The sequence below is a fragment of the Gemmobacter caeni genome, assembly GCF_003054195.1.
Taxonomy (GTDB): domain Bacteria; phylum Pseudomonadota; class Alphaproteobacteria; order Rhodobacterales; family Rhodobacteraceae; genus Gemmobacter; species Gemmobacter caeni.
In genome coordinates, this window is sequence record NZ_QBKP01000012.1 from 1 (window position 1) to 15479 (window position 15479).

The following is a 15479-nucleotide window of genomic DNA, read 5'->3' on the forward strand; positions in this document are numbered from 1 at the left end:
ACTGCCTCCCCTTCAACGTCGCCCGCGCATACGACGAAGCAAAAGGCATCGACACTCCCAAAATCTGGACCGCACAACGCGATCAACAAATGTGGAATGATCTCCAGGCGTGAAAATATAACGCGGGACGGTGTTCAGATCGCCGGATTGGCTACGGCGCGATGAAGCGCCGCAAGACCCTGATCCAGCGCTGCGCGCTCGGCCTCTGTCATGGCGCCAAGAATGGCATTCGCCCGTGCTTCGACCTGTGAAAAGGCGCGGGCGAAGGTGCTGCGGCCCAGCGGCGTGATGGTGTAGAGCCGCAGCCGCCGGTCCTCAGCCGGGATGGAGCGCAGGATCAGCCCCTTGTCCTCAAGCCGCTGGGTCGCGCGGCTGACCTGCACCTTGTCCAGGGTAGTGCGCCGGGCCAGTTCCAGCGAATTGATCTCTTCCGCGCCCTCGATCAGGAACAGAAGCCGCCATTCCTCCCGTGTGAGGCCATGGTCATGGCCATAGACCTCGACCAGTTGACGCGAAAACGCTTCGGCGACGACCGCCAGACGATAGGGAAAGAAGGATTCCAGTTGCATAGGCCGCCATACTGCTGATGTGCCTTCATTGCATATGTAATGAACCGGATCAAACGGTGCGTGCATCCTTGCCGCAGCGAAAACCGGCAGCGGAATCGTTCAAATTCGAAGTATTTCCGCTTTAAACCGCCATACCCGTTTCGGTTCTGCGCAGATCGTCAGCGACCGAAACTGTGGCGCTGTTTTTTTGACCGGAATGCAGCAGCAGCGCAGCGACGGCTTTCTGCGGCGCGGCATCTGTCTTGCGTGCTCTGACACGGCTGCGGCTTATTCGTTCTGCGGCAGCACAGCGCAGGCGGGAACGACCGCGCACTGCCTCCGCAAAAGGAAAAGAAAAAAACGTCGGAACGGTTTTGTCGCGCCTGCTGTCAGGCGCGGCCCGATCCCGGCATGCAACGGGGAATGGATATGAATCTGACACGTCGCTCGCTTCTGGCCACAGCCGCCGCCGCCCTTGCCGCGCCGCTGACCGCGCCGCGTTTTGCCTTTGCGCAGGAAGGCCCGATCAGGATCGGCGTCCTGCATTCGCTGTCGGGGACCATGGCGATTTCTGAAACCACGCTGAAAGACACGATGCTGATGCTGATCGAGGAACAGAACGCCAAGGGCGGCGTGCTGGGCCGACAGCTTGAGGCGGTGGTGGTCGATCCGGCCTCTGACTGGCCGCTGTTCGCCGAAAAGGCGCGCGAGTTGCTGACCGTGTCCAAGGTGGACGTGATGTTCGGCTGCTGGACCTCCGTCAGCCGCAAATCGGTGCTGCCGGTCATCGAGGAACTGAACGGCCTGCTGTTCTACCCGGTGCAATACGAGGGCGAGGAATCCTCGAAAAACGTGTTCTACACCGGCGCGGCGCCGAACCAGCAGGCGATTCCGGCGGTGGATTACTTCCTCAACGAGTTGGGGATCGAGAAATTCGCGCTGCTGGGCACCGATTACGTCTATCCGCGCACCACGAACAACATCCTTGAAAGCTATCTGAAGGCGAAGGGCATCGCGGCCGAGGATATCTTCGTCAACTATACCCCGTTCGGCCACAGCGACTGGTCGAAGATCGTGGCTGACGTGGTGGCGCTGGGGGCCGATGGCAAGAAGGTCGGCGTGGTTTCCACCATCAACGGTGACGCCAATATCGGTTTCTACAAGGAACTGGCCGCAGCGGGCGTCACCGCCGACAAGATCCCGGTCGTGGCCTTCTCGGTCGGCGAGGAAGAGCTTTCGGGGCTGGATACCACCAACCTCGTCGGCCATCTGGCAGCATGGAACTATTTCATGTCGGCCGATACGCCCGAGAACAAATCGTTCATTGAGGCGTGGCACAAGTTCATCAAGGACGACAAGCGTGTCACCAACGACCCGATGGAAGCGCATTACATCGGCTTCAACATGTGGGTGAATGCGGTGACAGCGGCGGGCACCACGGCGGTCGATCCGGTGATCGACGCCATGGTCGGGCAGAAGTTCCCCAACCTGACCGGCGGCATGGCCGAGATGCTGCCGAACCACCACCTGACCAAACCCGTGCTGATCGGCGAAATCCGCGCTGATGGTCAGTTTGATATCATCAGCCAGACCGAGCCGGTGCCCGGCGACGCCTGGACCGATTTCCTCCCGGAATCGGCGGTGCTGGAATCGGATTGGAAAGACCTGAAATGCGGCATGTATAACACCGAGACCAAGACCTGCGTGCAGCTGACCTCCAACTACTGATCTGATCCGCGAGGGGTGCCGTGGCGCCCCTCGCCCTATCGAAGGGGTTGGAATGTTCCGTTTCCTGCTGCCGCTTGCCATGGCGGTCTGTCTTGCCTTGCCTGCCCTTGCGCAGACCCTGCCCGAAGTGGTGGAGGCATCGCGCGCCCAGATCGAGAAACCCTCGCGCCAGACCGTTGGCCCGGTGATCGACGCCATCGCCTCGACCGGCGATCCGGCGGCGGCGGCGCTGTTGCAGGCCTGGGCCGACCGCAAGTTGGGGGTGCGCAAGGCCGATGGCGTGTTCTTCCTGCTGGAAAAGGCGCCGGAGGGCTGGGCGCTGACCGGACTGGACGGAGCTGCCGCCGGAACCGCGCCGACATCGGACATTACCGACCTCAAACCCAATGCCGGTGTGCGCGAACTGATCGGTGCGGTGCTGGTGCAGTTCACCCTGACCGACCCCGATCCGGCGCAGCGCACCCGTGCGCTGGACGCCATCGCCCGCTCGCCTGCCAAGGCGCAGCTCGCGCCCTTGCGTGCTTCGATCGAGGATGAGGCCGACCCGGGGCTGAAAGCCCGGAAGGAACACCTCGCCACTTTCCTGACCCTGCAATTCGGAGACGACAGTGCGACCCGCGTCGTCGCCATCGAAAGCCTTGCAGGCGATACCGCACTGGACGTGCGCGCCGCGCTGAACCCGCTGCTGGTCACCAGCCGCAAGGTCGCCGTGGCGCTACCGCAGGGCGTGAACATCGCGGCTACCCTGACACCGGGCAAGGACATCCCGCGCGAGGCCGCCTATGACCTGCTGGTCGGTGCCGGCCTCGCCCCCGCGCGCCTTACGCTGGCCGATCAGAAGGCCGCGCTGGCCGCCCATCTGGAAAACGGGGCTGTCGGTGGCGTGCCGCTGGCCGAACTGGCCAGCCAGCAGCTTCGTGACGCGGCCTATGAGGCGCTGGAGAAATCGGGCCAGGTGCCCGCCGCCGCTACTGATGCCGAGGTCGCTGCCGCGCTGGAGGCGCATGTGTTCTACGATCAATATGCAGAACCCGACCCGGCCGTCACCGATGCGGCCCGACGGACTCTTGCCAGTATCGAAACCCGCGTGGGCTTGATGACGGCCGCCGATCTGGGGCTTGATGCCCTCTCGCTTGCCTCGATCTACTTCCTTGCCGCCATCGGTCTTGCCATCACTTTCGGCGTGATGCGGGTGATCAACATGGCCCATGGCGAGTTCATCATGATGGGCGCCTATACCGGCTATGTCGTGCAACAGATGATCCCGAATTACACCGTCTCGATCCTTGTCGCGCTTCCGCTGGCCTTCGCGGTGACCTTCGCGGCGGGCGTGGCGATGGAACGGCTGGTGATCCGTCACCTCTACAAACGCCCGCTGGAGACGCTGCTTGCGACCTTCGGCATCTCCATCGCGCTGCAACAGATCGCCAAGAACATCTTCGGCACTCAGGCCCGGCCGCTGACCGCGCCTGCCTGGCTGGACGGTGCGCTCAGCTTCAACGACATCATCTCGATCAGCTATATCCGGGTCGCCATCTTCCTGCTGGCGCTGCTGTTCCTCGGCTTCTTCCTCTGGCTGATGAAACGCACCCGGCTGGGGCTGGAGGTGCGCGCCGTGACGCAGAACCCGGCCATGGCCGCCAGCATGGGCATCGACCCCGACCGCATCAACATGCTGACCTTCGGGATCGGCTCGGGCATCGCCGGGATCGCGGGCGTCGCCATCGGGCTTTTTGCCAAGGTCACCTCGGAGCTTGGCTCGGATTATATCGTGCAAAGCTTCATGACAGTCGTGGTGGGTGGGGTCGGCAATATCTGGGGCGCGCTGGCGGGCGCCGCCATGATCGGCGGCTTCCAGAAGGTGATCGAGTGGCTGAACCCCTCGAACACGCTGGCCGCACAGACCTACATGATCCTTTTCATCATCCTGTTCATCCAGTTCCGCCCTCGCGGCATCATCGCCCTCAAGGGCCGCGCGGCAGGAGATTGAGCCGATGTTCAGACCGCCGCTGTCCTTCCCTTCATCTTGGCCCAAATATCCCACGGGGGCGCGGGGGTGTGAAACCCCCGCTGCAACGCCGGAAGCCCCGCAATGACCCGGACATTCCTTGCCCGCAACCCCTCGACCCTGTGGTTCCTGCTGGTGCTGGCGCTGTTCACCCTTTGCGTCACCGTTCTGGCCGAGGGCTTTGGCATCGGCCTCATCCCCACCGCCTTCGTCAAGGTGCTGGGCAAGACCTTATGTCTCTGCCTCGTCGCCCTGGCGATGGATCTGATCTGGGGATACACCGGCATCCTTTCGCTGGGCCACATGGCCTTCTTCGCCCTTGGCGGCTACATGACCGGCATGTGGCTGATGTATGCCCGCACCGAGGAGATCGTGGTGCAGGCGCTGGCCGGATCGCCCATCCCGCCCACGCCCGAAGAGGTGGCGCAGGGCGTTGCGACACAGATATTCGGTGTGGTCGGCGGATCTGACCTGCCTGTTGTCTGGACCTTTGCGCACAGCGCCTTCCTGCAACTGCCGCTGGTGCTGATCGTGCCGGGCGTTCTGGCGCTGGTCTTCGGCTGGCTGGCGTTCCGGGCGCGGGTGAACGGGGTGTACCTGTCGATCCTGACACAGGCCATGACGCTGGCGCTGACGCTTTACCTGTTCCAGAACGACAGCGGGCTGCGCGGCAATAACGGGCTTTCAGGGCTGCAAAATCTGCCTGGCCTCGCCGATGTGCCACAATCCACGTTGTCGATCCTGTTCTTCCTCGCCTCGGCCCTGTTGCTGGCGGCAGGGTATCTGTTGCTGGCCTGGGTCACCTCGGGCAAGTTCGGCAGTGCCCTGCGCGCGATCCGCGACGATGAACAGCGGCTGCGTTTCCTTGGCTACCCGGTCGAGGGTTACAAGCTGTTTGTCTTTACCCTGACCGCCATGGTCGCCGCCGTGGCGGGTGCTTTCTATTACCCGCAGGCGGGCATTATCAACCCGGCCGAGCTTGCGCCAATCGCCTCGATCTACCTCGCCGTCTGGGTCGCCATTGGCGGGCGCGGACGGCTTTATGGGGCGGTGATCGGGGCGGCCTTCGTCTCGTTGTTGTCCTCGTGGTTCACCGGGGGCATGGCGCCCGCCATTCCGCTCGGGTTCTACACAATCAAATGGGTGGACTGGTGGACGGTGCTTCTCGGCCTCGCCTTCGTGCTGGTGACGCTGTTCGCGCCACGCGGGATCGGCGGGCTGTTCGACCGGCTGCCCAGCCCGCGCCGCCATGGCGCCCAGCTTGGCCCCGATGACGGCGCGCTGCGCGAGAAGGAGGCCGACGCATGACCACCATCGCCCCCGCCCGCACGACCTCGCTGCTGGAGGTTTCCGGCGTCTCGGTCACCTTCGACGGCTTCCGCGCCATCAACAATCTGTCCTTCGCCATCGGCCCGCAGGAACTGCGCGCAGTGATCGGACCGAATGGCGCGGGCAAGACCACCTTCATGGACATCGTGACCGGCAAAACCCGGCCGGACGAAGGCACGGTTGTCTTCGGGGAGGTGCCCCGCTCATTGCTGCGGATGTCCGAGGCGCAGATCGCGCGCGCAGGCGTCGGCCGCAAGTTCCAGCGCCCCACGGTGTTCGAGGATCAGAGCGTTTCCGAAAACCTGATGTTGGCGCTGAAGGCGGCGCGCACGCCCTGGCGGGTGCTGTTCTGGCGCGAAACGGCGAAAGACCGTGTCCGCGTGGCGGAGCTTGCAGCACAGGTGGGCCTTGCCGATCACCTGTCCCGCAAGGCGGGCGAGCTGTCCCATGGCCAGAAGCAATGGCTGGAAATCGCCATGCTGCTGGCACAGGAACCGCGCCTGCTGCTGGTCGATGAACCTGCGGCGGGGATGAGCTTTCTGGAGCGCGAGCAGACCACCGCGCTGCTGGTCGAACTGGCGAAAACCCGCGCCGTCGTCGTGGTGGAGCATGACATGGAGTTCATCCGGCGGCTGAACTGCAAGGTCACGGTGCTGCACGAAGGCTCGGTTTTGGCCGAGGGCAGCCTGGATCACGTCACCAAGAATCCGCAAGTCATCGAAGTCTATCTGGGGCGCTGAACATGCTGACAACCGAAGGGCTGACCCTGCATTACGGCGGCAGCCAGATCCTGAACGGCATCGACCTTGAGGCGAAGGCTGGTGTGGTGACCTGCGTCATGGGCACCAATGGCGTAGGCAAGACCTCGCTTCTGAAGGCGCTGGCCGGAACGCATCCGCGCTCCGGTGGCAGGCTCACGCTGGATGGCGAGGTGCTGCCGGTCCTGCCCGCGCAACATATGGCGCGGCGCGGACTGGCGGTGGTTCCGCAGGGGCGGATGATCTTTCCGCTGCTGACTGTGCGCGAGAACCTCGAAACCGGCTTTTCGCTGCTGCCGAAGGCCGATCACAAGGTGCCCGACGAAATCTATGACCTGTTCCCGGTGCTGAAGGATATGGGCCACAGGCGCGGCGGCGATCTGTCGGGCGGGCAGCAGCAACAGCTTGCCATCGCGCGGGCGATGATCATGCGTCCCAAGGTGCTGTTGCTGGACGAACCGACCGAGGGCATCCAGCCCAATATCATCCAGCAGATCGGCCGCGTGATCGAATATCTGAAGGCCAAGGGCAATATGGCCATCATTCTGGTCGAACAGTATTTCGATTTTGCCTTCGATCTGGGCGACCAGTTCTATGTGCTCAAACGCGGCGCGGTGAACCTGTCGCATCCGAAAGAGGGCCTGACGCGCGAGGCGCTGCAAGCCGCGCTGAGCATCTGATTACGCCCCCAGCGCGTATTGGCGCAGCCGGTCGTAATGTGGCAGCGCGGCCTCGACCAGCCCCGCATATTCGGGCGCAAGGTCGGGCAGCGGGCCTTCCGGGGCATCAAAGCCGGTGGAGGCATGGACCGCATTATACCAATGCGGCGCCCATGCCCCGTCAAAGGGCTTCGGCCCCGCAGGCCAGCGCAGCATGCTTTCGGTGAACGGAATGTCCAGGGCCGCACAAAGGACATGCAGGCTGACAGCCGGGTTGGCGCGGATATCCTCGCTGTCCACCACCACCGGCGCCGCGCCGGTCATGTCAGCCACCTGATCAAACAGTTCCCCTTGCTGGACAAAGCCGATGTCGGCCAGCGTCGGGCTTTCGCGCTTCCTGGAGTAGCTTGCCACCACCCGCGCCGGATGGCGGATCAGGAACACATTGGTCAGCCCGCGCAGAAAGCCCCGATCAAAGCCGGGGATCATATGAAGCGTCATATGCTTCTGATACCACAGCGGTTTTCCGTCAGGGTTTGGCCCCGGACAGGCAGCGGCGACCTTTGCCGGATCGGCCTCGCCCGCCGCGATCACCTCGGCCGACATCGGATGGTCTATGCCGGTCGCGGCCAGATAGGCGGCATAGAAGGGTTCATCCCACACCGCGCAATCACCACGCGCGGCGAAAGCATACATCATGGCGGTCGACAGATTGCGCGGGCCGCTCCACATCGCGATTTTCATGGTGCTGACCGTCATGCCAGCACGAGTTGCTTGTAAAGGCCGCGCAGGCGTTCCGTCATCGGCCCCATCTGGCCGCTGCCGATCTGCCGCCCATCGATGCTGCCGACCGGGGTTTGCGCGCCGAAAGTGCCGGTCAGGAAGGCCTCATCCGCCGAATAGGTGTCGACGAGGCTGAAATTCCGCTCGAACACCGGGATGCCATTGGCGCGGCACAGGTCGATCACCTTGCGGCGGGTGATGCCGTTCATGCAGTAATCGCCGGTCGAGGTCCAAACCTCGCCCTTCTTCACGATGAAGAAGTTGCAGGCATTGGTCGTGTTCACAAAGCCATGCACGTCCAGCATCAGCGCCTCGTCCGCGCCGGCCTTCTGCGCCGCGATACAGGCAAGAATGCAGTTCAGCTTGGAATGCGAGTTCAGCTTCGGATCCTGCGTCATCGGCAGCCCGCGCAGATGCGGCACGGTGGCCAGCGTGATCGGGCGCGGGATTTTGGGGCGCGAGTGCTCCATGATGATGGTGACGGTCGGCCCCTGCTGCGACAGCTGCGGATGCTGGAAGGGGCGGGTCTTCACCCCGCGCGTCACCATCAGCCGCGCATGAGCGTCGGTGGTCATGCCATTCGCTGCCTGGGTGTCGCGCAGCGCCTGTTCCAGTTCGGCTGCGGTCATCCTGATATCAAGGTCGATGGCCTTCGCCGCCTCGAACAGCCGGTCAAGGTGCTCGTCCAGAAAGGCCCAGCGGCCCTCGTAAAGCCGCATCCCTTCCCATACGCCGTCGCCCATCATGAAGCCGGAATCGTACACTGAAACCAGTGCTTCGGCCTTGGGCACGATCCGGCCATTCAGGAACAGCATCAGGTTTTCGTTGCGGGCGTCCTCTTCCGCCTGGTGGGTGGAAACGTGTTCAGTCATGGCGCCCTCCTGTTCGCGGCCCACGCTAGGGCCGCACCGGGCGGGGTTCAAGATGCGACGCTCACGCAGGCTTGTGTTGTGCCGGGATGTGGTTGGGGCGAGCCTGTTGCGGGATGCAACAGGAGGGTGCGATGCGGCGGATCTATGCAATTCTGGTGCTGGCCGTGGCCCTGACCGGTGGTGCGGCGGTTGGAGAGGCTCGCGCGGCGGAGGAAAAGGCGCTGGTCGCCGGGGGCTGTTTCTGGTGCGTCGAAGCCGATTTCGAAGGCGTCAAAGGCGTGAAATCCGTGGTGTCGGGTTATAGCGGCGGCAAGGTGCAGAACCCGAGTTACAAGCAGGTCTCTGCCGGGGGTACGGGCCATTACGAGGCGGCCGAGATCACCTTTGACAACAGCGTCATCAGCTATCACGACCTGATTGCGCTGTTCCTGCGGTCAGTTGATGTCACCGACGCGGGCGGGCAGTTCTGCGACCGGGGCGACAGCTATCGCACAGCGATTTTCGCGCGGGGCGCGGCGCAGAAGGCGGCGGCGGAGCAGGCGGTGGCCGAGGCTCAGGCCGCGCTTGGGCAGGAGATCGTGACGCCGGTCCTCAAAGCCGGGAAGTTCTGGCCAGCCGAGGAATATCATCAGGATTACTATCGCTCGTCCGACATCGTGCTGACGCGCGCCGGACCGAAGCAGAAGAAAAATGCCTACAAATTCTATCGCAAGGCCTGTGGCCGTGATGAGCGGGTGAAGGCGTTGTGGGGCCAGATGGCCTTCCGGCCCTGAGGGTCAGACGGTGCGCAGGCCCTGAGTGCCCAGTCGTTGCACGTTGTCGCGGGTCCGGTCGCGCACTGGCGCAAGCGCAGCCATGGCCACCTGACCGGCGCCTTGCCCGCCCATCAGCGCCTGCCCGGCGGCGGCCAGCGATTGCAGCGCCGCTTCGGCTTTTTCCTGCACCATGCGCACGGGCTCGTCCGAGGTCACATTCCACAGGCCAGCCATTCCCCAAAGCCGCATGGCAACAACCATCTGCGCCTCGGCCAGCATGAGGCCGGTTTCCATCGACAGCAGCGTCGCCTCTTCCGGGGTAAAGAACATCATCGGCCTCCGGTTGCGCGGCTTTCCGCAAGCCGTCACATCAGAATGACTGCATGCGATCCGGGTGCAAGCATTACGCTAGGTTAATTGCACGAAAGTCTTAATCCTGGATACCGCATTTCAGCCCCTCCAGCACCGCATCCTCGGCGCTGCGCGGGGTCAGCGCGTCACCGATGATCTCGACCCGACCCGGCCAACCGGCGAGCGCCGCGGCCAGATCACGGTTGCTGTCATGGCCCTGCGCCAGCACCAGCGTGTCCACCGCCTCCGCCACGATGGCATCGCCGCTGGCGGAATGCGTGAAATAAACACTGTCCGAATCCGCTCCGAACAGGCGGGCATAGGGCCGGATTTCAACCCCCAGGCGATGCAGACGCGCGGCCATTTCATCGCGCACATAGAAGGGCAGGGTTTCGCCGGGCGCGATGCCCTCAACAAACAGACGTACCGAACAGCCGTCCCGGGCGAGCTTTTCCGCCAGCCCCATCCCGATCCAGTCGCCGCGCCAGTCCGCGATCACCACGCGGCTGCCCGGATTGCCCTCGCCACGGAGCACGGCCCAGGCGTCCAGCACATGCGCGCCCTCGGTCTCGATGGCAGGCGCGCGCGGGCGGGCGCCGGTGGCGAGGATCACCCGGTCGGGCGCCTCCGCTGCCACCAGTTCTGCCGTGACGGGGGTATTCAGCCGCAGGGTCACACCTGCCTCGCGTACCTCTCGCAGAAGATTGGTGACAATGCCGCCAAACTCTGCTCGGCCCGGCAGAAGCTGCGCCAGAAGGGCCTGCCCACCCGCCTGCGGCCCGGCCTCGCAGAGTGTGACCGCATGGCCGCGCGCCGCCAGCACGGCCGCAGCCTTGAGCCCGGCAGGACCGGCGCCTGCGATCAGGATGCGCCGGGGCGTCGCGGTCCGGGTCTTGCGGGGGGCCAGCGTGGTTTCCCGCCCGCTTTCCGGGAACTGGATACAGGAGATCGGATAGCCCCGGTGGAAATGCCCGATGCAGGCCTGATTGCAGCCGATGCATGCCCGGATGCGATCCGGCGCGCCTGCCCGTGCCTTGGCAGGCATCTCCGGGTCGCAGATCATCGCGCGGGTCATGCCGCACAGATCGGCGTGACCTGCGGCAAGGATGGCCTCGGCCTCCTGCGGCTGGTTGATGCGACCCGTCACGATCACCGGGCGCCCGACGGCTGCCTTCACCTGCGCCGCCAGCGGCGCGGTATAGCCCGCCGCATAGAACATCGGCGGCACGATGTGGATGGCCCCCGACAGCGAGGCCGAATTGCCCGCCGTAACATGGAAGCAATCGACCAGGCCCGCCGTATCAAGGTGCCGACAGACCGCGACGGTTTCGGACTGATCAAGCGCCTCGACATCGCGCTCGTCGCCACTCAGCCGCAGGCTGATCGCGAAATCCGGCCCGGTGGCGTGGCGGATCGCCGCGGCGATCTCGACCAGAAACCGCATCCGGTTCGCCAGCGGACCGCCGTAGTCATCGTCCCGCAGATTGACCGCGGGGTTAAGGAACTGCGCCGGAAGATACCCGTGCGAGGCGACGATTTCACACCCGTCGAATCCCGCGCGCTGCAATCTTGCCGCGCTGTCGGCATAACCCTGCACGATCTCGGCAATCAGGTTGAGGCTCAGGGGGATCGGCATAACCCGAAAGCGCGAATTGGGCACGGCCGAAGGGGCATAGGCGATCGCGGCGGTACCATCATCGGTTTCCATGATCTCGCGGCCGGGGTGGAACAACTGCCCGAAAATCCGCGTGCCATGCGCCTGCACCGCCTGCGCCAGCCGGGTATATCCCGGAATCGCGTCATCCGATGTCGCCATCAGCATATGCGAGGTGTATCGCGCGGTCTCATGCACGCCCGAAACCTGCACCACGATCAACCCCGCCCCGCCTTCGGCCCGCGCCTGATGATAGGCGATCAGGCGGTCGGTGACATGACCCTCTTCGGCCATCACCGTATCGTGCCCGGTGGAAACGATCCGGTTTGCCAGCTCGATGCTGCCGATGCGAACGGGGGAGAAGAGTTTGGCGAACATGGCGGACTCCGGCTGTGTCGGGGTCAGCATCGGCGAGCGTTCGTCGCCGGGCAAGTCCGCCCCCGACATCAGGGAAAAGATTTGCGGGGCGCTCGTCTCTTCTGCAAGTTGAGTCAGGGACAGCCCGGTTACTGCACGATGAACTCGGCATGGAGGGCCCCGGCCGCGTTGATGCTTTTCAGAATGTCGATCATGTCATGCGGCGCCACGCCCAAAGCGTTCAGTCCCGAAACGACGGATGACAGGCTGGTGCCCTCGGTCAGTTCGGCAAGGCCCGTGCCCGGCGCCTTGGTCACGGATGCCTGGCTTCGGGGCACCACCACGGTTTCCCCCTGGCTGAAAGGGTTGGGCTGCACCACAACCGGCGCCTCCTCGACCGTCAGGGTCAGGTTGCCCTGCGCCACCGCGACGCTGCTGATGCGCACATCCGCCCCCATGACAATGGTGCCCGATCGCTGATCGACGATTACCCGGGCGCGGGTTTCGGGTTGCACCAGCAGGTTCTCCAGCCTGCCGATCACATGCGCGGGCGAGTCCATGCGTGTGCGCTCCAGATCAAGTGCGACCGTACCCGCATCTGTCATCACGGCGACGGTTCGGCCGAATTCGCGATTGATGACGCTTTCAATCCGCGCCGCCGTGGTGAAATCCGGCTGCCGCAGGGCCAGCCGGATCGCACTGATCGAGGTGAAATCGAATTCAACCTCGCGTTCGACCCTTGCGCCGGAGGGGATGACCCCGGCGGTCGGCACGCCCTGCACGACCCGCGCCGCCTGCCCCTCGGCAGCAACACCCCCGGCGATGATCGTGCCCTGCGCCACGGCGTAGATCTCGCCGTCGGCCCCATTCAGCGGCGTCATGATCAATGTGCCGCCCAGCAGGCTTTTGGCATCCCCGATGGCCGAAACGGTCACGTCAATGCGCCCGCCCGAACGCGCGAAGGGTGGCAGGGAGGCTGTCACGAAAACGGCGGCAACATTCTTGGGGCGAAACTCCTCGCCCGTAACGTTGACGCCCAGCCGCTCCAGAAGGTTGGCCATGATTTCTTCGGTAAAGGGGGCATTTCGGATGCCGTCGCCGGTGCCGTTCAGCCCGACGACAAGGCCATAGCCCACCAGATCGTTGCCGCGCACCCCGTCAAACTCGACCAGATCCTTGATGCGGATCGGTGCGGCATGCAGTGGCGAGGCTAGCAGGATCAGCAATAGCAGGAGCCGTATCATCCAAGGTAATCCGCAAGGCTGAGGCCGGAAAGGCGGGCCGTGAGTGTATAGATGAGCTGGAGCTGCGTTTCGGCCTCCTGCACGCGGCTTGCAGCCTCGAAGGGATCGGCTGCCCTGATCTGGCTTTCCGCGAATTTCAGGGCCGTCATTTCCGCCCCATTCCGGGTTTGCGCATCGGCAATCCGCTGCTCGGTGATGCCGAGGTCGGCGGACAGCGCAGCCCGTGCCCCGCTGCTGCCAATCAGCGTGTCACCTGCGGCGGCCAGCATGGCGGCCTTGTCTTCTATACCCGGTCCTGGCAGATCGCGACCTGCGAGTGCGGCAAGTGCCAGCCCCTTCAGCGTGTCCCGTATCCCGTCGGACAAGGCGGTCGGTGTCAGCCGGGCCGTTTCTCCCTGTGCGATGGTCACAGGCTCCAGCGCGGCACCGCCACGCCAAGCTGCGGTTTCAAAGCCGCCGCCGGGGCCGAACCAGGTGTCGAGCCGGTCACGCAGGTCAGCCACCGACGTGGCACCTTGCGCGACTTCTGCAACCTGATTCAGCAGGCTGGCGCTATCGGGCAGGGGCGAATGATCCGTCGCCACGCCGCCGAACAACGCCCGTCCGTCGAGCGAGGTGTTCAGATACCCGACCGCCGCAAGGAAGGCTGCCTCTCCCTCCCCGCCCACCGCTGCGAATGTCGCAGGTTGCCGGGCAGAGGCGGCGGACAACAGCTGTGGCCCCAGTTCGATGGCCCGGTTGTCGATGGCCTCCAGCGCCGATTGCATGGCGCCGGACCAGAGTTGCATCTCGGATGTCACCGAGGCGAGGGTCTCCAGCCGGGCAAGGGAGGCCGAGATCGCGTTCAATGGCCCCAGATCGCCGTCGGTTCGCCTGGCAATATCGGTGATAAGGCCGGTGGTCATTTCCTGCGTGTGCAGGGCCAGATCCGCCTTCACCTGCCCCATGTGACGCCGCAACATGAAGCTTTGCGCCATGTCGCCCAAGGATACGAGGCTCATCTATATCTCCATCAGCCGGGCCAGAAGATCATCCAGCACCTGAAGGACGCGCGCATTGGCCGACCAGGTGTTTTCGATGGTCAGAAGCGATTGCATTTCCTGATCGGTGTCCACACCGCCAGCCAGTTCCTGCTCTTGCAGGGCGCTGGCGCGGGCGGCTGCGAAGCTTTGCGCAGAGTCGGCGGAGAGGCGTGCCGCCGCAGCGTCGGATGTCAGGTCCGACACGCGGGTTGCAAGACTGCGGGCACCCGATGGCAGCGCGGGCGAACTGGCCGGGAGCGCGGCCGTCATCGCAGCATGAAGTGCGTTGAGCCTCGTGGCATCGCCGGCCGGACCCGGGGAGGGTGCGCCGAGCCCATCGCGCAGCCGCCACGTTGCCCCGTCCAGCGCTGCATTCACCGCCAGGCGCGTTGCCAACCCTGTCTCCTCCCCGGAGAAACCGGCCTGCGCATCGGTGAACAGGCCAGGGGCGTCGGGGGGCAGACTGTCATCCAGCCCCGAAAACCGCTCGATCAGGTCGCGGGCCAGCCCGTCAAGGCTTGCCTGCGCGGCGGGGGCGCTTTCATCACGGATGGCGAATTGCGCCGCCAGACCGCCGCCATCAATGAAACTGCCGGGACCCGTCGCGATGGCCCGTCCGTTCAGCGTCAGCCCGGAAAGTGCGCCATTTTCCTGCGTCATGTCGGCGGTCACCACCGGATGCGGCGTGAAGCCGAAAACGGAGGGGGATCCTTCCAGCAAGGATGCCCCGCCTAGTGTGAACAGCGCAACTGCGCCATCGGCGCGCGCCACTTCGCGGATGGGCAGGATTTCTGCAACGGAATCGATCTGCTGCTGGCGCAGGTCCAGCAATGCGGACGTGTCCTGCCCGGCAATGCTGCCGATCTGGATGCGCGTGTTCAGATCGGCGATTTGCGCCAGGGCATCGTTCAGCCTCCCGACCTGGGATGCAATGCGTGAATCAGCGGTGGCGCGGGCTGTCTGGATTGTGGCGCTGGCGGCCCCGAGATGGTTGGTCAAGGCTGCGGCGGCATCGACAACTGCGCCAAGCCGCACATCAGAATCCGGCCTGCCCGCCGCGGCCAGCAGGGCGCTGTCGAGCGCATTGACGCGGGCCGACAGTGAGCTTGACGTATCGGCGGTTCCCACGGCGTGTTCGGCCACGGCCAGAAAGGCTGCTCGCGCAGCTGCCCCTGCTTCCCCCGCTTGTGCCATGCGGCGTTCGCTCAGAAGATGCATGTCTGCGGTGCGCAGGATGGCGACAAGCCGTACCCCCTGGCCCCCGGTTTCGCGCGCTGCAAGTTCTGCCGTACGGCGAACGTAGCCGGGGGTCATTGCGTTGGCGACATTGGAGGAAACCAGCTCGGCCATCCGGGCGCTGACGGTCAGACCCGAAAGGGTCGCATTCATGGCGGAGGAAAGGCTCATGGCG

The 15479-nt window shown here is 64.6% G+C and carries 14 protein-coding genes and 1 pseudogene; 7 read left to right on the forward strand and 8 right to left on the reverse strand.

Annotated elements, in window-relative coordinates; genetic code table 11:
• Window positions 1-113 (forward strand): annotated as a pseudogene (locus C8N34_RS26920) (MBL fold metallo-hydrolase); the annotation flags it as partial.
• A 21-nt stretch (window positions 114-134) separates the two neighbouring features.
• On the opposite strand, the gene C8N34_RS16930 reads toward C8N34_RS26920, so the two are convergent.
• Window positions 135-569: a MarR family winged helix-turn-helix transcriptional regulator gene (locus tag C8N34_RS16930; RefSeq protein WP_054304357.1), complete on the reverse strand. Its 435-nt coding sequence runs from the start codon at window positions 567-569 to the stop codon at window positions 135-137.
• 408 nt (window positions 570-977) lie between these two features.
• Here C8N34_RS16930 and urtA point away from each other — a divergent pair, with 408 nt between their 5' ends.
• The 5 genes from urtA (at window position 978) to urtE (ending at window position 7051) form a co-directional block, all read left to right on the forward strand.
• Entirely contained in the window at window positions 978-2276 is a 1299-nt protein-coding gene (gene urtA, locus C8N34_RS16935) for an urea ABC transporter substrate-binding protein (RefSeq protein WP_054304369.1), read from the forward strand.
• A gap of 52 nt (window positions 2277-2328) precedes the next feature.
• Complete coding sequence (gene urtB, locus C8N34_RS16940) at window positions 2329-4266, forward strand: urea ABC transporter permease subunit UrtB (protein WP_108129768.1); 1938 nt, start codon at window positions 2329-2331, stop codon at window positions 4264-4266.
• A gap of 102 nt (window positions 4267-4368) precedes the next feature.
• On the forward strand, window positions 4369-5592 hold the full coding sequence (gene urtC, locus C8N34_RS16945) for an urea ABC transporter permease subunit UrtC (RefSeq protein WP_108129769.1): 1224 nt from the start codon (window positions 4369-4371) through the stop codon (window positions 5590-5592).
• Window positions 5589-6353: an urea ABC transporter ATP-binding protein UrtD gene (gene urtD, locus C8N34_RS16950; protein WP_108129770.1), complete on the forward strand. Its 765-nt coding sequence runs from the start codon at window positions 5589-5591 to the stop codon at window positions 6351-6353. Before urtC ends, urtD begins: the two co-directional genes overlap by 4 nt.
• Before the next feature lie 2 nt (window positions 6354-6355).
• A complete protein-coding gene (gene urtE, locus C8N34_RS16955; protein ID WP_054304353.1) occupies window positions 6356-7051 on the forward strand; it encodes an urea ABC transporter ATP-binding subunit UrtE in 696 nt (231 codons plus the stop codon).
• On the opposite strand, the gene C8N34_RS16960 is transcribed toward urtE, so the two are convergent.
• Entirely contained in the window at window positions 7052-7774 is a 723-nt protein-coding gene (locus tag C8N34_RS16960; protein WP_242013818.1) for a sulfotransferase-like domain-containing protein, read from the reverse strand.
• An 11-nt stretch (window positions 7775-7785) separates the two neighbouring features.
• Window positions 7786-8685 carry a D-amino acid aminotransferase gene (locus C8N34_RS16965; RefSeq protein ID WP_108129771.1) on the reverse strand — a complete coding sequence of 300 codons (900 nt, stop codon included), beginning with the start codon at window positions 8683-8685 and terminating at the stop codon, window positions 7786-7788.
• A gap of 131 nt (window positions 8686-8816) precedes the next feature.
• Here C8N34_RS16965 and msrA point away from each other — a divergent pair, with 131 nt between their 5' ends.
• Window positions 8817-9458, forward strand: coding sequence for a peptide-methionine (S)-S-oxide reductase MsrA (gene msrA, locus C8N34_RS16970; RefSeq protein ID WP_199750689.1), 642 nt, complete (start codon window positions 8817-8819; stop codon window positions 9456-9458).
• A 3-nt stretch (window positions 9459-9461) separates the two neighbouring features.
• Here the strand turns inward: msrA and C8N34_RS16975 are convergent, their stop codons facing one another.
• The 5 genes from C8N34_RS16975 to flgK all read right to left on the reverse strand — a co-directional run bounded on the left by C8N34_RS16975 (window position 9462) and on the right by flgK (window position 15475).
• On the reverse strand, window positions 9462-9770 hold the full coding sequence (locus tag C8N34_RS16975; protein ID WP_145693632.1) for an antibiotic ABC transporter: 309 nt from the start codon (window positions 9768-9770) through the stop codon (window positions 9462-9464).
• A gap of 100 nt (window positions 9771-9870) precedes the next feature.
• On the reverse strand, window positions 9871-11823 hold the full coding sequence (locus tag C8N34_RS16980) for an oxidoreductase (protein ID WP_108129872.1): 1953 nt from the start codon (window positions 11821-11823) through the stop codon (window positions 9871-9873).
• A gap of 128 nt (window positions 11824-11951) precedes the next feature.
• Window positions 11952-13046, reverse strand: coding sequence for a flagellar basal body P-ring protein FlgI (locus C8N34_RS16985; RefSeq protein WP_082401127.1), 1095 nt, complete (start codon window positions 13044-13046; stop codon window positions 11952-11954).
• Entirely contained in the window at window positions 13043-14047 is a 1005-nt protein-coding gene (locus tag C8N34_RS16990) for a flagellin (RefSeq protein WP_108129774.1), read from the reverse strand. Before C8N34_RS16990 ends, C8N34_RS16985 begins: the two co-directional genes overlap by 4 nt.
• Window positions 14048-15475, reverse strand: coding sequence for a flagellar hook-associated protein FlgK (gene flgK / locus C8N34_RS16995; protein WP_108129775.1), 1428 nt, complete (start codon window positions 15473-15475; stop codon window positions 14048-14050).
• Window positions 15476-15479: the final 4 nt, after the last annotated feature.